The 19,043-nt window shown below is 72.8% G+C and carries 14 protein-coding genes and 1 riboswitch; of the genes, 3 read left to right on the forward strand and 11 right to left on the reverse strand.

What is annotated here, in order from left to right; all coding sequences use genetic code 11:
• Nucleotides 1-7 precede the first annotated feature (7 nt).
• The 9 genes from gcvH to ACETWP_RS14305 form a co-directional block, all read right to left on the reverse strand.
• On the reverse strand, nucleotides 8-388 hold the full coding sequence (gcvH, locus tag ACETWP_RS14265) for a glycine cleavage system protein GcvH (RefSeq protein ID WP_373972929.1): 381 nt from the start codon (nucleotides 386-388) through the stop codon (nucleotides 8-10).
• 37 nt (nucleotides 389-425) lie between these two features.
• On the reverse strand, nucleotides 426-1,550 hold the full coding sequence (gcvT, locus tag ACETWP_RS14270; RefSeq protein WP_373972930.1) for a glycine cleavage system aminomethyltransferase GcvT: 1,125 nt from the start codon (nucleotides 1,548-1,550) through the stop codon (nucleotides 426-428).
• A 31-nt stretch (nucleotides 1,551-1,581) separates the two neighbouring features.
• Nucleotides 1,582-4,470 carry an aminomethyl-transferring glycine dehydrogenase gene (gcvP, locus tag ACETWP_RS14275; RefSeq protein ID WP_373972931.1) on the reverse strand — a complete coding sequence of 963 codons (2,889 nt, stop codon included), beginning with the start codon at nucleotides 4,468-4,470 and terminating at the stop codon, nucleotides 1,582-1,584.
• A gap of 194 nt (nucleotides 4,471-4,664) precedes the next feature.
• A riboswitch (glycine riboswitch) is annotated at nucleotides 4,665-4,763 on the reverse strand.
• A 150-nt stretch (nucleotides 4,764-4,913) separates the two neighbouring features.
• Nucleotides 4,914-5,747, reverse strand: coding sequence for a VIT1/CCC1 transporter family protein (locus tag ACETWP_RS14280; RefSeq protein WP_373972932.1), 834 nt, complete (start codon nucleotides 5,745-5,747; stop codon nucleotides 4,914-4,916).
• Between the two features lie 63 nt (nucleotides 5,748-5,810).
• Nucleotides 5,811-6,638 (reverse strand): SGNH/GDSL hydrolase family protein, encoded by an 828-nt coding sequence (locus ACETWP_RS14285; RefSeq protein WP_373972933.1) that lies wholly within the window; start codon nucleotides 6,636-6,638, stop codon nucleotides 5,811-5,813.
• 125 nt (nucleotides 6,639-6,763) lie between these two features.
• Nucleotides 6,764-8,401, reverse strand: coding sequence for a RecQ family ATP-dependent DNA helicase (locus ACETWP_RS14290; protein WP_373972934.1), 1,638 nt, complete (start codon nucleotides 8,399-8,401; stop codon nucleotides 6,764-6,766).
• Nucleotides 8,402-8,404: 3 nt separating this feature from the next.
• Entirely contained in the window at nucleotides 8,405-9,580 is a 1,176-nt protein-coding gene (locus ACETWP_RS14295) for a serine hydrolase domain-containing protein (RefSeq protein ID WP_373972935.1), read from the reverse strand.
• Nucleotides 9,581-9,638: 58 nt separating this feature from the next.
• The gene (locus ACETWP_RS14300) at nucleotides 9,639-10,649 is read right to left on the reverse strand and encodes an RNase H family protein (protein WP_373972936.1); all 1,011 of its coding nucleotides are present in this window, start codon (nucleotides 10,647-10,649) and stop codon (nucleotides 9,639-9,641) included.
• Nucleotides 10,650-10,844: 195 nt separating this feature from the next.
• Complete coding sequence (locus tag ACETWP_RS14305) at nucleotides 10,845-11,957, reverse strand: glutathione S-transferase family protein (protein ID WP_373972937.1); 1,113 nt, start codon at nucleotides 11,955-11,957, stop codon at nucleotides 10,845-10,847.
• Nucleotides 11,958-12,174: 217 nt separating this feature from the next.
• Between ACETWP_RS14305 and ACETWP_RS14310 the strand changes: the two genes are divergently transcribed.
• Nucleotides 12,175-13,422: a prolipoprotein diacylglyceryl transferase gene (locus ACETWP_RS14310; RefSeq protein WP_373972938.1), complete on the forward strand. Its 1,248-nt coding sequence runs from the start codon at nucleotides 12,175-12,177 to the stop codon at nucleotides 13,420-13,422.
• Nucleotides 13,423-13,483: 61 nt separating this feature from the next.
• Here the strand turns inward: ACETWP_RS14310 and ACETWP_RS14315 are convergent, their stop codons facing one another.
• Complete coding sequence (locus tag ACETWP_RS14315; protein ID WP_373972939.1) at nucleotides 13,484-15,421, reverse strand: ABC transporter ATP-binding protein; 1,938 nt, start codon at nucleotides 15,419-15,421, stop codon at nucleotides 13,484-13,486.
• A gap of 100 nt (nucleotides 15,422-15,521) precedes the next feature.
• Here ACETWP_RS14315 and ACETWP_RS14320 point away from each other — a divergent pair, with 100 nt between their 5' ends.
• On the forward strand, nucleotides 15,522-16,130 hold the full coding sequence (locus ACETWP_RS14320; protein WP_373972940.1) for a MarR family winged helix-turn-helix transcriptional regulator: 609 nt from the start codon (nucleotides 15,522-15,524) through the stop codon (nucleotides 16,128-16,130).
• Here ACETWP_RS14320 and ACETWP_RS14325 read toward each other — a convergent pair.
• Nucleotides 16,127-16,882: a phosphatase PAP2 family protein gene (locus ACETWP_RS14325; protein WP_373972941.1), complete on the reverse strand. Its 756-nt coding sequence runs from the start codon at nucleotides 16,880-16,882 to the stop codon at nucleotides 16,127-16,129. The genes ACETWP_RS14320 and ACETWP_RS14325 overlap by 4 nt on opposite strands.
• Nucleotides 16,883-17,195: 313 nt before the next feature.
• On the opposite strand from ACETWP_RS14325, the gene ACETWP_RS14330 reads away from it, so the two are divergent.
• Nucleotides 17,196-18,902, forward strand: a complete 1,707-nt coding sequence (locus ACETWP_RS14330; protein ID WP_373972942.1) for a glycoside hydrolase family 13 protein — start codon at nucleotides 17,196-17,198, stop codon at nucleotides 18,900-18,902.
• Nucleotides 18,903-19,043: the final 141 nt, after the last annotated feature.

Genomic DNA, 19,043 nt, shown 5'->3' on the forward strand with positions numbered 1-19,043 from the left:
ACAGCGCTCACGCGACGTCCCCGCCGTTGGCGGAGGCGTAGTCCTGCGCCGAGAGCAGCGGGCCCTCCTCCGTGACCTCGACCGTGAACAGCCAGCCGGCGCCGTACGGGTCCTCGTTCAGCAGGGCCGGGTTGTCGACGGCCTCCTGGTTGATCTCGACGACGGTGCCGGTGACCGGCGCGTAGAGGTCGGACACGGACTTGGTGGACTCGACCTCGCCGCAGGACTCGCCCGCGGTGACCGCCGCGCCGACCTCGGGAAGGTCGACGTACACGACGTCGCCCAGGGCGTCGGCGGCGATCTGCGAGATGCCGACCTTCGTCGGTGACGAGGAGTCGACCCATTCGTGCTCGGCCGAGTAGCGGAGGGTGGAGAGGACCTTGCTCATGGTGTGTTCCTTTCGGGGAAACGGGTGGAGGGCGGTGCTAGTTCTGGCGCTTGTAGAACGGGAGGGCGACGACCTCGAACGGCTCCGGCTTGCCGCGCAGGTCGACGTCGAGCCGGGTGCCGGTCTCGGCGAGCCCCGCGTCGACGTAGGCCAGCGCCACCGGGTAGCCGAGCGTCGGGCTCGGCTGGCCGGAGGTGACCTCGCCGACGACGGCGCCGTCGCGGAGAACCGGGTAGTGCGAGCGGCCGGCGCGCCGGCCCAGTCCCTTGAGCCCGACCAGGACGCGGCGCGGCCCGGCGGCCTTCTGCGCCTCGAGCGCGGCCCGGCCGACGAAGTCCTCCTCCTTCTTGAAGGAGACCACGGGGCCCAGCCCGGCGTCGAACGGGCCGACCTCCAGCGAGAGTTCGTTGCCGTACAGCGGCATGCCCGCCTCGAGCCGCAGCGAGTCGCGGCAGGCCAGCCCGGCCGGCACGAGGCCGGAGCCGCGCCCCGCCTCGAGCAGGGCACCCCACAGCTGGGCCGCACGGTCGTTGGGGACGTACAGCTCGAAGCCGTCCTCGCCCGTGTAGCCCGTGCGGGCCATCAGGGTGCCGACCCCGGCCACCGCGACCTCGTCGGCCGCGTAGTACTTCATGCCGGACACGCGGGGCGCGTCCTCCGCGGCGACGAGCCCGAGCAGGATGGCCTCGGCGGCCGGACCCTGCACCGCGACCAGCGACGTCTCGGCGGACGCGTCCGTCACCGTGGCGTCGAACCCCGCGACCCGCGCGGCCAGTGCCGCCGCCACGGCCGGGGCGTTGCCGGCGTTGGGGACCACCAGGAAGCGGTCCTCGGCGCGGCGGTAGGTGATCAGGTCGTCGATGATCCCGCCGTCGGCGTTGCAGATCAGCGAGTACTTGGCCTTGCCGACCGCCATCGCGGCCATGTTGCCGACGAGCGCGTGGTTCAGGAACCGCGCGGCCTCCCGGCCCTCGACCCAGATCTCGCCCATGTGGGAGAGGTCGAAGAGGCCCGCGGCCGTGCGGACCGCCTGGTGCTCGGCCAGTTCGGAGCCGTACTTCAGCGGCATGTCCCAGCCCCCGAAGTCGGTGAAGGACGCGCCGAGCCTGGCGTGTTCGGCGTGCAGCGCGGTCTGCCGCGGGGTGGTGGTTTCGGTCGTCACGGGTGTGCCTTTCGGTTCGGGCGGGGCCGGGCTAGTTCTCGAACGCCTCGGGCGCCGGGCAGGAGCAGATCAGGTTGCGGTCCCCGCCGGCGCCGTCGATGCGGCCCACGGGGGTGAAGTACTTGTCCTGCCGGAGGCTCTCGACCGGGAAGGCCGCCTGCTCGCGGCTGTACTTGCGGTCCCAGTCGGTGCTCACGACGGCGGACGCGGTGTGCGGGGCGTTGCGCAGCGGCGACTCCTCCACCGTGAAGTCTCCGGCGAGCACCTGGTCCATCTCCTTGCGGATGGAAATCATGGCCTCGATGAAGCGCTCGATCTCCTCCAGGTCCTCGGACTCGGTCGGCTCGACCATCAGCGTCCCCGCGACGGGGAAGGCGAGGGTCGGAGCGTGGAACCCGTAGTCGATCAGGCGCTTGGCGACGTCCTCGGCCGTGACGCCCGTCTTGGCGGTGACGTCGCGAAGGTCCAGGATGCACTCGTGCGCGACCAGTCCCTTGTTGCCCGTGTAGAGCACCGGGAAGTGCTCGTCGAGGCGGGACGCGATGTAGTTCGCGGCCAGCAGCGCGTTCTTGGTGGCGTTGGTCAGGCCCTCGCCGCCCATCATGGCCACGTAGGCCCAGGAGATGGGGAGGACGCCGGCGGAGCCGTAGGGGGTCGACGTCACGGGGGTGCCGTCGTTGCCGTTGGAGGCCCCGGCGGGGGCGCCGGGGAGGAACGGCACCAGGTGCTCGGCCACGGCGACCGGGCCGACGCCCGGGCCGCCTCCGCCGTGCGGGATGCAGAACGTCTTGTGCAGGTTCAGGTGGGACACGTCGCCCCCGAACTTGCCGGGCTGCCCGAGGCCGACCAGCGCGTTCATGTTGGCGCCGTCGATGTAGACCTGGCCGCCCGCCGCGTGGACCTTGTCGCACACCTCGCGCACGTCGGCGTCATACACGCCGTGCGTGGACGGGTAGGTGATCATGATGGCGGCCAGCGAGTCGCGGTGGGCCTCGATCTTCGCGTCCAGGTCCTCGGCGTCGATGGTGCCGTTGGCCGCGGTCTTGACCACGACCACCTTCAGGCCGGCGAGGACCGCGGAGGCTGCGTTCGTCCCGTGCGCCGAGGCGGGGATGAGGCAGACGGTGCGGGCATCGTCGCCCTGGGCCAGGTGGTACTGGCGAATGGCGAGCAGGCCCGCGTACTCGCCCTGGGACCCGGCGTTGGGCTGGATGGAGACGCCCGCATAGCCCGTGATGGTGCTCAGGCGCGCCTCGAGGTCCGCGATCAGCTCCCGCCAGCCGGCGGTCTGGTGCGCCGGGGCGTACGGGTGGATGGAGGCGAACTCCGGCCAGGACATGGATTCCATCTCGGCGGTGGCGTTGAGCTTCATGGTGCAGGAGCCCAGCGGGATCATGGTGCGGTCCAGCGCCAGGTCGCGGTCGGAGAGCTTGCGCAGGTAGCGCAGCATCTGCGTCTCGGAGCGGATGGAGTGGAAGATCGGGTGGGTCATGAAGTCGCTGGTCCGCACGACGGCGTCCGGCAGCTCGCGCCCCGCCTCGAGTTCGGCCTCGGCGACCTTGGCGGCCGCGTCCCCGATCCCGAAGGCCGCGGCGATGGCGGCGAGGTGCGCCGTCGTCGTGGTCTCGTCGGCGGAGGCGCCCACGGTTTCCGGGTCGACGAGGCGCAGGTTCACGCCGTGGGTCTCGGCGGTCGCGATGATCTGGGCCGCGCGGCCCGGCACGCGCGCCTGGACGGTGTCGAAGAACGTGTCGGAGACCAGCTCGACGCCGGCGCCGGACAGCACGGCGGCGAGCGTGCGGGCGCGCAGGTTGGCCCGGCGGGCGATCGCCTTCAGCCCCTCGGGGCCGTGGTAGACCGCGTACATGGATGCGGTGATGGCCAGCAGCGCCTGGGCGGTGCAGATGTTGGACGTGGCCTTCTCGCGACGGATGTGCTGCTCGCGGGTCTGCAGGGCCAGGCGGTACGCGGGCGTGCCGGCGTCGTCCTTGGAGACGCCGACGAGGCGTCCGGGGAGGGACCGTTCGAGGCCCTTGCGGACGGCCATGTACGCGGCGTGCGGCCCGCCGAAGAACAGCGGAACGCCGAGGCGCTGCGTGTTGCCCACGGCGATGTCCGCGCCCTGCTCGCCCGGCGCGGTGATGAGCGTGAGCGCGAGGATGTCCGCGGCCACCGTGACCATGGCACCGCGCTCCTTGGCGGCGGCGATGGCGGCGGTGTGGTCCACGACGCGGCCGGAGTTGCCGGGCTGCTGCAGGACGATGCCCGAAATGTCCCCGTCCGGGAGGCCGGCTGAGAGGTCGGCAATCTCCACCTCGAAGCCGAGCGCGTCCGCGCGGCCGCGGACCACCGAGATGGTCTGCGGGAAGAGGTCGGCGTCGAGGACGGTCTTGGCGTCGCCCTTGGCCTTGTTGGAGCGGCGCATCAGCAGGACGGCCTCGGCGACGGCGGAGGCTTCGTCCAGCAGGGACGCGTTGGCGATGGGGAGGCCGGTCAGGTCCCCCACCATCGTCTGGAAGTTCAGCAGCGCCTCGAGCCGGCCTTGGGAGATCTCCGGCTGGTACGGCGTGTAGGCCGTGTACCAGGCGGGGTCCTCGAGCACGTTGCGCAGGATGACGGGCGGCGTGAGGGTGTCGTAGAACCCCTGGCCGATCATCTGCGTCTTCATGGTGTTCTTGGACGCGATGGCGCGCAGGTCGGCGAGCACCTCGGCCTCGGAGCGCGGCGCCGGGAGCTCCAGCGGCTCGGACTGGCGGATGTCGGCGGGAACGGCGGTGTCCACGAGGTCGTCCAGGGTGGCGTAGCCGAGGTGGCGGAGCATGGTCTCGACGGCGTCGCCGCGGGGTCCGATGTGGCGGTCCGCGAAGACGAGTTCGCCGGAAACGCTGGCGGTGGAGGGGCTGGCCGTTGTCGCTGTCATAAGAGGAACTCCAAGTGTGGTCGGGGTGCGCGCACGCCGAATGAGCTTCGATTCCTCCCCGACTCTGTATTGGACCTGAGAGATTCCGCAGCGTGGGCGGCTGCCCGGGCGCTGCTTGCACCGTCGGTGAGTCGCACCGCCAGACCGCCCGGGGACCGGGACGGGTGCGCAGTGCGACTGCTTTCCAGAGTTGCCTATGCGCGGCGGTACGGGTGCCTGAGAGATTCCCGGGGAGGAAATTGCTCCTACGGCGCCCGCCAGTGGATTTAGCGGGTCTCTCCCGCCGCATGTCAATGGCCGTGCCCCTGCGGGCACAGTCCCATGGTAGTTCGAGAGCCACGCCACAGACAACTGTCGGGGACGCCGCGGCTACCCCGGCGCGGCTACCCCGGCGCGGCGCATCCGCGCAACGCATGCGCCGCGCTGCCTCGCCGTCCCGCGTGCTAGCCGACGATCCCCGTGGTTCCGAGCCAGGAGCCGATCGCGAACGTGACGCCCAGGGCGGCCACGCCGCCGATGAGCACGCGGATCGTCGGGATCAGCGGCTTGGCGCCGCCGAGGTAGGCGCCCAGTGCGCCCGTGATGCCGAGGGCCACGAGCACGGCGGCGAAGGTGACCTGGACGCGGATGTCGGCGGGCAGCAGCACCGCCGTCAGGAACGGCAGGATCGCGCCGACCGTGAACGCCACCGCCGAGGCGAACGCGGCATGCCACGGGCTGACCACTTCGGTCTCGTCGATGTGCAGCTCCGCCTCCAGATGGGCCCTGAGCGCGTCGTGCTCGGTCAGCTCGAGGGCGACCTGCCGGGCGGTCTCGGGCCGCAGGCCCTTGGACTGGTAGATCTGGGCGAGCTCCTCGAACTCCTCCTCCGGCATCTCGGCCAGCTCCCACTTCTCCTTGGCGATGAGCGCCCGCTGCGAGTCCGCCGAGCTGGACACCGACACGTATTCGCCCAACGCCATCGAGATGGCACCGCCGATCAGTGCCGCGGCCCCGGCCGCGACGATCGGGCCGGTCTGGGTCGTCGCGCCGGCGACGCCGACCACGACGGCGGCCACGGAGACGATGCCGTCGTTCGCACCGAGCACCCCGGCGCGCAGCCAGTTCAGGCGGTGGGCGGTACCGGCGGAGTCGTGCGGCTCCTCGCCGTGGCGGTTCGGGACGGCCGCACCGGACGGCGCCCCGGACGGTTCGCGCGTGGGGGGTTGGTACCCGGGCGCTTCGTGGACGCGGGGTTCGTTCGCGCCCGCTGCGTTCGTGCGCGGTTCCTCAGTCATGGGTGTAGCTAAGCACCGCAGCCCGGCGCCCGCTAGGCAGGATAGCTTTCCCTACCCTGCTGCCTAGCGCGCGCCCGGCTCCGGCGACGCCCCGGCATCCGGCACCGCCCCGGGCGCGGCGGCCGAAACGGCGAGCCGCACGTACGCAGGGTAGCGCGCGGACAGCGAGTCCCCGGACGACGTCCCGGTGAGCCGCCGCTTGACCCAGGGAACCACATGCTCGCGGGCCCACTGGGCGTCGGCCTGGACCTTGCGGAGCCGGCCCAGCGCGGGCGCGGTCTCCAGCTCGGGCGTGTCGATCGTGTCGGCGTGGCGGAGGACCTCCAGCACCCGCTTGGCCATGAGGGTGTGTCCGGGGGCGCCCATGTGCAGGCGGTCCTGGGCCCAGTAGCGCCAGTCCTTGAACTCGCGCCAGCGCCAGTAGTCGGCGATCACGGCTTCGTGCCGGTCCGCGACCTCCCGCACCCACTCGTTGTAGATGGCGGTACGCCCGCGCGTCTTGCCGAAGACCGCCGAACCGGAGGAATCGAATCCGGTGAACAGCACGACGGCGGCGCCCGACCCCCGCAACGCGGCGACGGCGGCGTCGTACTCCCCCATGAGGTCGTCGATGTCGACGCTGGGGCGCAGGATGTCGTTGCCGCCGGCGTAGAGCGTCACCAGCGTCGGCTTCAGCTCCAGGGCGGCGGGCAACTGCTCGGCCACGACCTGCCGCACCTTTTTGCCGCGCACGGCCAGGTTCGCGTAGCCCCACTCCTCGTCCGCGGCGCAGAGCTGCTCCGCGACGCGGTCCGCCCAGCCGCGCACGCCGTGCGGGCGCGAGGGGTCGTCGTCGCCGACGCCCTCCGTGAAGGAGTCTCCCAGGGCCACGAAACGCTTTGAAAAGTCCACGGGAACAGCCTAGCCGGAGCGCTGGCCGCGCGGCGCGGCAGGGTGGGCGCGGCCGGGCGGCAGCGGTTCGCGCCGACCATCGGCCACTTCGGGCCTCCCGCGGACGGTCTTCGGGCGCGCCGGGCTCAGGCGGGACGGAGGAGCCCGCCCTCCTCGACGGCGCGGCGCGAGAGCGTCTTGTACCCCTCGCGGGCGAAGAGGACGGTCAGCCGGTCCTCGTCCGTGCCCATGACGATGCCGGGCCCCCACGCGGAGTGCACCACGGAGCTCTGCAGCGGAAAGGCGGCGTCCTCGTGCGTCAGGTCCTGCGCCGTGCCTTCCAGGCAGTTGTCGCAGTTGCCGCAGGGGTCCGCGAGCTCCTCGCCGAAGTACCCGAGCAGGTACTGGCGGCGACAGCCGTCCGTCTCCGCGTAGCCGCGCATCATCTCGATCCGGGAGCGGTCGATCCGCGATCTCGACTCCGCCGTCTCCACGGCCCGCTCGGCCGCCCGGGCCGGCGTCGTGCCGGGACGCAGCGACAGCCCGTCCGGGCCGGATTCGACGACGCCGGCGGACTCCAGCAGGTTCGCGGCGCTCGTCACCTTGCGCCCGGACAGGTCCACGGCGTCCTTGAGCCCGGAGAGGGGCACCGCTCCGCCCCGGGTCCGCAGCGCCTGGACGACGGTCAGCAGGGCCTCCACGTCCGCGTGGTGGGTGCCGAAGAACGCGCGCAGCCCGAGGTCCTGGGACCGGTAGTGCAGGGTGGCCGCCGCCGGTTCGCCGTCGCGCCCCGCGCGGCCGATCTCCTGGTAGTAGCTGTCCAGCGAGTCGGGGATGTCGGCGTGCAGGACGAAGCGGACGTTCGGCTTGTCGATGCCCATCCCGAACGCCGTGGTGGCCACGACGACGTCGAGCCGGTCCTCGAGGAAGTCGCGGTGGACGCGCTCGCGCTCCGCGGCGCGGCGGCCCGCGTGGTAGGCCGCGGCCCGCAGTCCGCACCCGGCCAGGCGCTCCGCGAACTCCTCGGCGGCGCGGCGCGTGCCGACGTAGAGCAGACCCGGCGCGGCGAGCCCGAGGATCTGCTCCACGACGGCCTGCTCCTTCGCGGGTTCCTCGTGGTGCCGCACCACGGACAGGTGGAGGTTGGGCCGGTCGAAGCCGCCGGCGATCACCAAGGGGTCCGCGAGGCCGAGCCGCGCGACGATCTCCTCGCGCACCGGACCTGATGCGGTCGCGGTCAGCGCGATCGCGGTCGGACCGCCGACGCGTTCGCGGGCGGGCCCGAGGCGCAGGTAGTCGGGACGGAAGTCGTGCCCCCAGGCCGAGACGCAGTGCGCCTCGTCCACGACGAACAGCGTCGGCTCCAGCGCGCCGATCCGGTCGACCACGTCGTCCTTCGCCAACTGCTCGGGCGCCAGGAAAAGGAACCGGGCGGCGCCGGACTCGACCGCGTCCCACGCCGCGTCCACCGCGGCGTCACCGAGGGACGAGTTGACGGCCACCGCGCGGACTCCGCCGAGCAGGGAGTTCAGATCCTCCAGCTGGTCCGACTGCAGGGCGATCAGCGGGGAGACCACGACGGCCAGGCCGTCCCGGGCCAGCGCGGCGAGCTGGTAGATCGCCGACTTGCCGTGGCCGGTCGGCATGACGGCGACGACGTCGCGCCCTGACACGGCCGCCTCGATGGCCTCGCGCTGGCCGGCGCGGAAGGCCTCCCAGCCGAAGGTCTCCCGTGCCAGGCGCAGCAGGTCGTCGGTCCCGCCGCCACCGCCCTTCCGCGCCACGGCCTAGGCGCCGAGCAGCGCTTGGCGCACCGCGACCGTGAGCCGCCCGCCGCGGGATCCCGTGCCGGACTCCTCGGCGCGCGCCGGGACGTACCCGAACCCGATGCCGTAGGCGGGGTCGGCGAAGCCGAGCGCCCCGTTGGCGCCGTCGTGCCCGAAGGCCCGCCACGATCCGAAGTCGTTGCGCGGCTGGGACTTCATGAAGACGATGCCGTAGGCGCCCGTGAGCCCGTTGGCCCGGTCGGTGCCGAACACCTGCTCCTGGGAAAGCTCGGCGCGCGTGGCGCCCGACAGGAAAGGTTCGCGGCGCGATCCGTCCTCCAGCACGACGCCGGTCGAGGCCGCGGCATACAGCCGCGCCATCCCGCGGGCGCTCGCGACCCCGCCCGCCGCGGCGATGCCGGCCGCGCGGACCGCGCGCACGTTCGGCACATCCAGGAGGTCCCGGGTGGGCCCGTCCGGGCCGTCGAAGCCGGCCGCCGAGTTGGCGGCCACCCCGAAGTGCCCGAAGGGGTCGATGAACGGCAGGGGCGGAGACTGCGCCGGCTTGAGGACGTCGCGGTAGCGGCGCTCCTCCGCCTCCGGCAACCCCAGGTAGAAATCGATGCCGAAGGGCGCGCGGATCCTCCGCTCGTAGAGCTCCTGGAGCCGCTCCCCCGCGGTGCGCCGCGCGAGCTCCTCCATGAGGACACCGATACTCAGCGCGTGGTAGGAGTGCGCGGCCCCGGGGCGCCACAGCGGTTCCGCGGCCGCGAGCAGCTCCGCGGCGAGGTGCGATTCGGTGTACTCCCCGAGGGTCATTCCGCCGTCCACGCCGGGCAGCCCGGCCTGGTGGCTGAGCAGCTGCCGGACCGTCACGGATCCCTTGCCGTTCGCGGCGAACTCCGGCCAGTACGAGGAGACCTGCGCGTCAAGCGCCAGCGCGCCTTCCTGGAGCAGGATACCGACCACCATGGCTGCCGCGCCCTTGGAACAGGAGAACACGCCGGTCAGGGAATCGCGGGTGCAGTTCGGGCCGACGGCGACATCCAGGACCTGCCGGCCCTCGTGGTAGACGGCGAGCTGCGCCGAGTAGTCGGGGTCCTCGGCCGCGAAGGAGCGGAGCAGCCCGGCGACGGGCTTGAAGCGGGGGTCGACGTGCTCGTCGACCAAGGCGTTGGTCTCGGTGCTTTCGGTCACGGGCCCAGTGTAGGCGCGGGCGCCGTCGTGGCCATCGCGTGAGGCGCCGCCGCCCCGGCTACGCCTCGCGCGTCTCCTGGCGGAACCTCAGTCGCCACCGCTCCCCCGCCCGCTGCCAGAGCGCCGTGCACAATGTGGACCCGTCCCCGCCCGCGAGGCGGTAGGTGAGGTGGATCATGCCCGGCGAGAGCTCCGCGCCCTCCAGCAGCTCGAAGCGTCCCGCCGGGACGGCCGGGGCCAGCCCGTCCCTGTCGTGGACCGCGCCGCGGCCGTCGATTTCCCGGAAGTCGGGGTGCAGCAGGTAGGCGACCTGCCCGGGCTCGGACCTGACCTCCGGGTCCAACAGCTCCCGCTCCAGCGTGGCGACGACGTCGACGGAGGAGATGCCGGCGCCGGTCTCGCGCACGTCCTCGAGCGAACTGAACAGGTCGTCCTGGGCCACCGCGGCCGGGCCCGTCGCGCCGGCGGAGACGGTGGCGGGCGCCGATGGGGTGGCAGCGCGGCGAGCGGCGGGCGCGACGAGAGCGGCGGGGGCGACGGGAGCGTCGGCGCTCCGCGCCGCGCGGGCGGTGGCGACGGCCGCATCCCTGCCCGCGGGGACGGCGCCGGGGAAACCGGGCCCGGCATCGGCTGCCCGGCCGCTCTGGTAGGCGGTCGCGGCGGCGCGGGCACGGTCGTCCGCGGCCTCGTTGAGGTCGTGGCCGGCATGCCCCTTGACCCATTCGAAGCTGTAGTCGCGCCCCTTGATCACGGCGTCGATCTGCTGGAGGAGCTCCAGGTTCAGGACGGGCTTGCCGTCCGCCTTCTTCCAGCCCTTGCGCTTCCAGCCCGGCATCCACTTGGTGACGCAGTTGATCACGTACTGGGAGTCGCAGAGGATGTGGAGGTGCTGGTCCGCCACGTGCTCGGTGGAGCGGAAGAGGTCCAGGACCGCCATCAGCTCGCCCATGTTGTTGGTGCCGTGCGGCCACCCGCCGGCCCGCCAGCAAGTGGCGTCCACGTACCAAGCCCAGCCCGCGGGGCCGGGGTTTCCGAGGGCGGAGCCGTCTGCGGCAGCGGTGATCGTCATGCCCACAATCCTGCCACGCGGCGCCGACGGTTCGTCGCGGCCGCGGCGCAGCGGTCGGGCGCCCGGACGGATCCGTCGTCGCCGTCGTGCCCGCCAGGGCACCGCCGTGGCGGTGCCGACCGCGGGTCGCCGTCGTGCCCGCCGTCGTGTCCGCCGGGGCGCCACCGGGGCGCCGCCGACCGCCGGCCGCCGGCGTCAGGCGGGGTACAGCGGGCTGCGGCCCGGCTGCACCTCCTCGCCCGGACGGACCGGCCCCGGAGGCGTCCCGTCGCCGAAGGGCGATCCCCCGAGCGCCTCGCGGCCGTGCGGCTCCAACCAGTTCGCCAGGTCCGGGCCGACGGGGACGATCTTGGTCGGATTGATGTCCTCGTGCACCACGTAGTAGTGCGCCTTGATCTGCTCGAAGTCCACAGTGTCCCCGAAGCCCGGGGTCTGGAACAGCTCGCGGGCGTAGGCCCACAGGGCAGGCATCTCCGTCAGCTTGTTGCGGTTGCACTTGAAGTGCCCGTGGTAGACGGGGTCGAAGCGGACCAGCGTCGTGAACAGGCGCACGTCGGCCTCCGTGATGGTCGGCCCCATGAGGAAGCGCCGTGTCGTCAGGCGCTCCTCCAGCCAGTCCATCGCGGTCCAGAGGCGCTCGTAGGCTTCGTCGTAGGCCTCCTGCGACCCGGCGAACCCGCACCGGTACACGCCGTTGTTCACTTCGGTGAAGACGCGTTTGATGACGGGCTGCATCTCGTCCAGCAGCCCCGCCGGCAACAGGTCCGGTGCCCCGTCCCGGTGGAACCGGCCCCATTCCGTGGAGAAGTCGAGCGTCATCTGCGGATAGTCGTTGGTGACGACGCCGCCCGTCTCCGTGTCCACCAGCGCGGGCACCGTAATGCCGCGCGGGTAGTCGGGGAAGCGCGCGAAATAGTTCTCCTGCAGGCGCTCCGTACCCAGCACCGGATCGCGTCCGCCGGGGTCAAGGTCGAAGGTCCAGGAGCGGGCGTCGTGGGTCGGTCCCGGCGTTCCGAGGGAGATCGCGTCCTCGAGACCCAGCAGCCGCCGCACGATGATGGCCCGGTTGGCCCACGGACAGGCGCGCGCGGCCACCAGCCGGTACCGTCCGGCCTCGACGGGCCAGGCCTGCGCACCCTCGGACAGTCCGCCGCGCGGGTTGCCGATGGAACCCCCCGTGGGACCGCCCGAGGACCGCACGCGGTCGGGGTCCTCGACGATCCGGTCCTCGATGTAGTTCGTGTCGCGGGTGAAGTCCGCGCCGCCCGTAACGTAGGCGCCGCGCGTGGAATAGTCAGTCTCGGCCATGGGCCCAGCCTACGGAGACGCGGCCTCCCGCGCACGCGGACGGGCCGGGCGTGACTGCCGGGACACAAGTTGTCGACATCCGTGGGTGATTGTTGTCACGCCGTGCGAAGTGACTTACGATAACGCTCGGATGGGAAGTGTTCCCCTCCTCGGGGATGGGGACGGCTCTTGTGTGCCACCACGGCACCCGCACCATCTCGCGAGGAACAGGGCTCCCATGCAACACCGAATCGGCGTCACCCTCACAGCTTCCATCGCGCTGTGCGGGCTGCTGTTCGCGGCGTCGCCGGCCCAGGCCGCGGAGCTCTCGCAGACCGAGACGGTCGCCACGGTATCGGTGTCCTCGGCCATTTCGGCCGAGTCGACGACCGGCGCCGACGCGGGAACGTCAGCGACAGCCCCGCATCCCGTCGCCCCAGCCCTCTCCGACGCCGCACCGACGCTGACTTCCGGCACGGCGGGCCAGGGCGGCGCGGCCGCGGACCCGACCCCCGGCGGCGCCGACGAAGGGGGAGACACCTCCGCTCCGGAGCTGGCAGGCATCGATCCCGGCGACGAGACGACGACGCCTCCCACCACTCCCCCGACGGAGGAGCCCACACCGTCCGTCGAGCCCACCGAGCCGCCGTCCGAGCAGGCCGGACCAGTGGAGTCGGAAGGTCCCGGCGAACCCACGACCGACCCCGAAACGTCCGCACCCGGACCGTCCGCGCCGGTCCCGACCGACTCCGCGCAGCCGACCGCTCCCGAGCAGACCGAGCCCCCCACCAGCGAGGCCACGCCGGAGGACCCCCAGCCGGACGGGGAGTCCAGCCAGGGGCCCGCGGGCGGCGAGGCACCACCCACCGAAGACGTGCGAACCCCGGTCGATGACACCGTCGAAACCGTCGAAACGCCGGAAGGGTTCGACGACTGGACCGAGGACGAGCGGTACGAGTGGTTCGCGGAGCAGGTCGCGCAGCACATTGACGAGAACTGGGACGAACTTCAGAACGACGACGGCTTCCAGCGGGTCGTCGGGGCCATCGAGGCATTTATCCTCGAGGGCGACTTCGAGGGGCTCGAGGCCTTCCTCATGCAGGAGTTCGGCGAGGACTACGGCTTCGGCCTCGGCGTTTTCGATTGGGTCCTCGTGGGCCTGATCGAGGACGGTTCCCTGGACGAGGACGCAGGGGACGAAGCGATCGAGGAGTTGCCGACCGATCCGCAGGCGCCGGGCACCAAGCCCGAGGGGCCGGAGGGCTTCGAGACTCCCCCGGCACTGGTCCCCGTGGGACCGGGGGCGGACGTCGTGGCGGCCGGAAGCGTGGAAGGTGCCGCCGACGCGTCGGCCGACTCCCGGAGCCGCCAGCTCGCGGCCACCGGCACCGACACGGTGGTCCGTGCCGGCGCGGCCGGCCTCGCCCTCCTGATCGCGGGCGGCCTGCTGATCCGCCTGGGCTCGCGCCGCCACCGCGCCCGCTAGGCTCCGCGGCGGGTCGGGACATCCGCGCCGGGCCAGTCCGCCCGGGTCGGCGCACGGCCGGCTACGCGGCGCCCGCGCCCTCGAACCGTTCGGGGAGCGCCAGACCGGCGGCGCGCGCGAGCCGCGCGTAGGCGCCACCGGCGTCGGCGAGCTCCGCGGGCGTGCCGCGCTCGGCAACGCGGCCGCCGTCGAGCACCACGATCTGGTCCGCTCGGCCGACGGTCGAGAGCCGGTGGGCGATGGTGATCGTGGTTCGTCCGGCAGCGAGCCGGTCGAGGGCCGCCTGGACCTCCGCCTCCGTCGAGTTGTCCAGGGCCGAGGTCGCCTCGTCCAGCACCAGGACCCGCGGATTGCGCAGGATGGTGCGCGCGATCGCCAGGCGCTGCTGCTCGCCACCGGAGAACCGGTGCCCCCGGGCGCCGACCACCGTGTCCAGGCCCGCGGGCAGCCCGGCGACCAGATCGGCGATGCGGGCCGCCGCGAGCGCCTCCCACAGACGCGCGTCGTCCGCCCCCGGCGCCGCCAGCCGCAGGTTCTCGCGCAGCGAGGCGTGAATCAGGTACGACTCCTGGGAGACGACGCCGACGATCCGCGCCAGGTCCTCCGGCGCGAAGTCCCGCACATCGATCCCGTCGATCGTGACCCGCCCGGCGGTGGCGTCGTGCAGCCGCGGCACGAGCGAGCCCAGCGTGGATTTACCGGAACCCGTCGCGCCGACGACCGCCGTCGTGCTGCCCGCCGGCACCAGCAGGTCGACGCCGCGCAGGACCTGTTCCCCGCCGTCGTAAGCGAACCCGACGCCCTCGAAGCGGACCTCGCCACGCACGCGGGCCGGGTCGACCGCGCGCGGACGGACCGGGGGCCGCACGTCGGGAACCAGGTCCAGGTACTCGAAGATGCGGCTGAACAGGGCCATCGCGGCCACCCACTGCACACCCACGTTCAGCAGGCCCATGATCGGCCGGAAGATCGTGCCCTGGAGCGCGGTGAAGGCGACCAGCGTGCCGACCGTCATGCCGCCGGAGGCCGCCGGGAAGCCGGCCGCGAGGTAGATGACGGCGGGGATCGCGGCGAAGACGATGCCCATGGTCGCCATCCGCCAGCGGCCGGCCAGTTGCGAGCGCATCTCCAGACCGATCAACCGCTCGGAGGACTCGGCGAACCGGTCGGCGTCGCGCCCGGCGGTGCCGAGCGTCTTGGCCAGCCGGACCCCTGAGACGGACAGCCCCTCCTCCACCTGCGAGTGCAGGCCGGCGAGCTCGCCCTGGCGCGCCGCCGTGATGTCGCGGCGGAGCAATGCCACCCGGCGGCTGAGGTAGACGGCCGGCGGGATGACCGCCAGGGACAGGAGGCTCAACCGCGGCGAGAGCGCGACCATCGCGGCGGCGGTCGCGACCGCCGTCGTCAGGTTCGACGCGACCGACGTGGCGCTGGTGGTCACCACGGACTGCATGCCCGAGATGTCGTGGGTGAGCCGGGACTGGACGTCGCCGCCCCGGGTGCGCGTGAAGAAGCCGAGCGACTGCCGCTGGAGGTGGGTGAAGAGCGAGGTCCGCAGCGCGTGCATCACGCGTTGGCCCATGGCCGTGGCCATCCAGGTCTGGACGACGCCGAGGAGCGCGGTGGCCGCGGCCACGGCAACCAGGCCGCCCGCGAGCGCCGCCAGCAGGGCGACGTCCTGGCGGGGCAGCGCGACGTCGATGATCGCGCGGATGAGGAACGGCTGGGCGAGTCCGATGACCGACGAGGCGCTGATGAGCAGCACGACGACGGCGATCCGCGCCCTGTGCGGCGCGAAGAGCGCCGCGATGCGGCGGACGCTGACCGGGTGGCGGGCCAGCTGCGACCGGTCGGCCGCGCTGACGCGCGCGGCGCCGCGCGGTGCGGCGGCGGTGTCCGAGGGCACCGGGACGTCGGCGGGATCTTGCGGGGCGGACGGCCGGCGGGGTGTTCCGGCGTCGCGGCCGCGGGATCCCGGGGGGCGATTCGTGGTCGCCATGGGGCATCACCTCCAGGGGTGACCGGGCGCGCTCGTCGCGCCGTACAATGCAGAGGTTACCTCACTATGAGGTTGAAGCGCAAGAGGTTAGGCTGGGGGCATGCCCTCACCAGACGCGGCGATCCCCGATCCGCAGGACCTCGCCGACCAGTTCCACGCCACGTTCCGCCGGCTCCGCCGCCTATGGACCGAGCAGCTGGCGCCGTTCGGGATCACCCCGCACCAGTGGCGGGCACTCGGCATGCTCGCCGGCCGGCACGCCCAGGGCGGGGAACGGCGGGATCCGCCGGCGTGCGGCGCGGCGCCGGAGGCCGCGGGGAGCACCGAGCGCGCAGGGACCGCCGCGCGCGCTGGGAACGCCGACCCCGGCGGGAACTCCGACCGCGCGGGGGGCGGCACCCCCCTGCGACTGAGCGAGCTGGCGGAGCGGCTGCGCATCGCTCCCCGGTCGGCGACGGAGGTCGTCGACCAGCTGGAGGCGCGCGGACTGGTCGCCCGCGCCCCCGACCCCCGGGACCGCCGCGCGACGCTGGTGTCGCTCACCGCCGAGGGCAGGGCGCTGACGGAGCGGGTCGGGGCCGTCCGCGGCGAACAGTCCGACTTCTTCTTCGCCCGGCTCGCACCGAAGGACCGCGGCGAGCTGGGCCGGCTGCTCGGCATCCTCGCCGAGGAGGGTGGGGAAGAGCACGGCGGGGCAGGCGGGGACTAGGAAACGACCGGCGCGCCCTCGCCCTCGGAGGCGGCGTTCAGCGGCACCGCCGTGTGCCGCGTGTCCACCGCGATGACGAGACCCAGGATCACCAGGGCGACGTATATGGATCCGGTGACGTCCGTGAACCAGTGGAAGCCCGTGTAGAGGCGGCTGGAGGCCGAGGCGAGGATCCAGAGGACCGCCAGCGCGAGGCCTCCCCAGAACATCCACGGTTTCGGGTTCTTGTGCCGCGAGTACAGGACGTAGAACCCCAGCAGCGCGAAGTTGGTGGCCCCGAGGGTGTGGCCGGAGATGAAGGAATACGTGTGGTCGGGGTGGAAGAGCACCATGAGCGACTGGGAGGGACGCGGCTTGTCCACGGTGTCGCGGATGATGATCGCGATCAGCACCCCGAGCAGCATGCCGCCCGCCAGCATGGTGGGACGCCACGCGTGCTTGCCCATCCAGATCCACCCCGCGGTCAGGACGGCCATGAGGATCGGGAGGAACACGGGACCGGTGACCAGGGAGAAGAGCCACATCGCCCCGTCGAGGCCGGGCGCGCGCAGCTCGACGAACCACTGCCGCAGCGGCTCGTCGAGCACGGCGGCGCCGGCGTTGTTCACGACGCTCCAGAGGATGAACGCGAACCCGGCCAGTCCGACGACCGTCAGGATCGCGGCGGTCCGCATCAGGGAGGCCCGGGCCCCGTCGGACATCGGACGTTGTTCGTCGAAGTAGCGCCTCAGGACGGCGCGCGCGTCTGCCATGGCCAGAAGCGTACCGCGACCCCAGCCGCCGCGGCGCGCCGGCGCGGAGCGCAGAAGACGGTGCCCGCGGCGGCTCGGCGCGGCGTCCGGGGGGTGGCCGTCGCGCGACCCGGCGCCGCTTGACCTCGGAGTGGCGGGCCACACATAATAAGCGGGATCGTAAATTTAGATGCCAAATCAAATAGGCCCTGCCTCGCGCTCCCCCTGCGCGGCGCACGCCGAGGGCCCGGCGGACGTCTCCCCGCGGCGACGTCGTCCGCGGTCCCGCGGGCCCCGACACCCCCACCCCCTCACACGCCGAAGGACGGATGCCATGACCGCTTCCCCCCGCACCCTCGAGACGCCCCGCGACGCCGCGGGACCGGCCGACGCCGACTGGTGGCGGCAGGCGGCCGTCTACCAGATCTACCCGCGCAGCTTCTCCGACTCCAACGGCGACGGCCTGGGCGACCTCCGCGGAGTGACCGCCAAGGTCCCGTACCTCACGGAGCTCGGGATCGACGCCGTCTGGCTGAGCCCCTTCTACCCCTCGGCGCTGGCCGACGGCGGCTACGACGTCGACGACTACCGCGACGTGGACCCCAAGCTAGGAACGCTCGAGGACTTCGACGAGATGGCCGCCGCCCTCCACGCGGCCGGCATCCGGATCATCGCGGACATCGTCCCCAACCACTCCTCCGACCGGCACGAGTGGTTCCGCGAGGCGTTGGCCTCCCCGCGCGGTTCCGCCGCCCGGGCCCGCTACATCTTCCGCGACGGCGCGGGACCGGACGGCAGCGAGCCGCCGTCGGACTGGCATTCCGTCTTCGGCGGCAGCGCCTGGCAGCGGATCACCGAGCCCGACGGGACGCCGGGGCAGTGGTACCTGCACCTGTTCGCGCCGGAGCAGCCGGACCTGAACTGGGACAACCCGGAGGTCCGTGCCGACTTCCTGAAGACCCTGCGCTTCTGGTCCGACCGCGGCGTCGACGGCTTCCGCATTGACGTGGCCCACGCCCTCGTGAAGGACCTCGCCGAACCGTTGGCGTCCCGGCACGACCTGGAGGCGGAGGGCTCCCTCCTGGACGGCTCCCACCCGTTCTGGGACCGCGACGAGGTCCACGAGATCTACGCCGAGTGGCGCCGGCTCTTCAACGAGTACCAGCCGCCGCGCACCGCGGTCGCCGAGGCGTGGGTGCACCCCACCCGCCGTGCCCGCTACGCCAGCCCCGACGGGCTCGGCCAGGCCTTCAACTTCGACCTCCTGCAGGCCGACTTCGACGCCGACGGGTACCGGACCATCATCACGCGGAACCTCGCCGAATCCACCGCCTCGGGCGCCTCGTCGACCTGGGTCTTCTCCAACCACGACGTCGTGCGGCACGCCACGCGCTACGGGCTTCCGGCGGGCGGGCCGGAGACCGGAAAGGGCCAGGACGGCAAGGCCTGGGTGCTCTCCGGCGGGGACGAACCGGATCTCGACCGGGAGCTGGGGCTGCGGCGCGCCCGCGCGGCGACCCAGCTGATGCTGGCGCTGCCGGGTTCGGCGTACCTGTACCAGGGCGAGGAGCTGGGTCTGCACGAGGTCGCCGAGATCCCGGACGGCGACCGCCAGGACCCCACGTTCTTCCGCAACGCCGGCGTCGAGAAGGGCCGCGACGGCTGCCGCGTTCCGCTCCCGTGGACGGCGGAGGGCGGCTCGTACGGCTTCGGCGACGGCGCGTCCCACCTGCCACAGCCCGCGTGGTTCGCCGAGGTCGCCGTCGACCGGCAGGAAGGGGACCCGGAGTCCACCCTCGCGTTCTACCGCCGCGCCCTTGAGCTGCGGCGCCGCCTGCAGTCGGCCGAGGAGCTGGAGTGGCTCGAGGACCCCGCGCCCGGGGTCCTGCATTTCCGCCGCCCCGGCGGCTGGCACAGCGTGACCAATTTCGGGGCCGACCCGGTGGGGCTTCCCGCGGGCTCGGTGCTGCTCTCCAGCGCACCGCTCGACGGCGGCCGGCTGCCCGCCAACACGACCGCCTGGGTGCAGACGCCCGAGTAGCCGTCCACCCCCGACGTCACCTCCCGACGCTCCCCGGCTCGGGCGCCTTCCCGATCCCCGAAAAGGCGCCCGAGCCGGGGAGCGTCCGTGCGAGAGGGGACTGTCCGCCGCCGGATCCTCGGCGTAGTCTGGGCGCGTCCA

It is taken from the genome of Arthrobacter halodurans (assembly GCF_041877255.1).
Lineage (GTDB): Bacteria > Actinomycetota > Actinomycetes > Actinomycetales > Micrococcaceae > Arthrobacter_N > Arthrobacter_N halodurans.

Coding starts and splice junctions, on each gene's coding strand:
- gcvH (WP_373972929.1), bottom strand. CDS start 388: ATGAGCAAGGTCCTCTCCACCCTCCGCTACTCGGCCGAGCACGAATGG.
- gcvP (WP_373972931.1), bottom strand. CDS start 4,470: ATGACAGCGACAACGGCCAGCCCCTCCACCGCCAGCGTTTCCGGCGAA.
- ACETWP_RS14280 (WP_373972932.1), bottom strand. CDS start 5,747: ATGACTGAGGAACCGCGCACGAACGCAGCGGGCGCGAACGAACCCCGC.
- ACETWP_RS14300 (WP_373972936.1), bottom strand. CDS start 10,649: ATGACGATCACCGCTGCCGCAGACGGCTCCGCCCTCGGAAACCCCGGC.
- ACETWP_RS14305 (WP_373972937.1), bottom strand. CDS start 11,957: ATGGCCGAGACTGACTATTCCACGCGCGGCGCCTACGTTACGGGCGGC.
- ACETWP_RS14310 (WP_373972938.1), top strand. CDS start 12,175: ATGCAACACCGAATCGGCGTCACCCTCACAGCTTCCATCGCGCTGTGC.
- ACETWP_RS14315 (WP_373972939.1), bottom strand. CDS start 15,421: ATGGCGACCACGAATCGCCCCCCGGGATCCCGCGGCCGCGACGCCGGA.
- ACETWP_RS14320 (WP_373972940.1), top strand. CDS start 15,522: ATGCCCTCACCAGACGCGGCGATCCCCGATCCGCAGGACCTCGCCGAC.
- ACETWP_RS14325 (WP_373972941.1), bottom strand. CDS start 16,882: ATGGCAGACGCGCGCGCCGTCCTGAGGCGCTACTTCGACGAACAACGT.
- ACETWP_RS14330 (WP_373972942.1), top strand. CDS start 17,196: ATGACCGCTTCCCCCCGCACCCTCGAGACGCCCCGCGACGCCGCGGGA.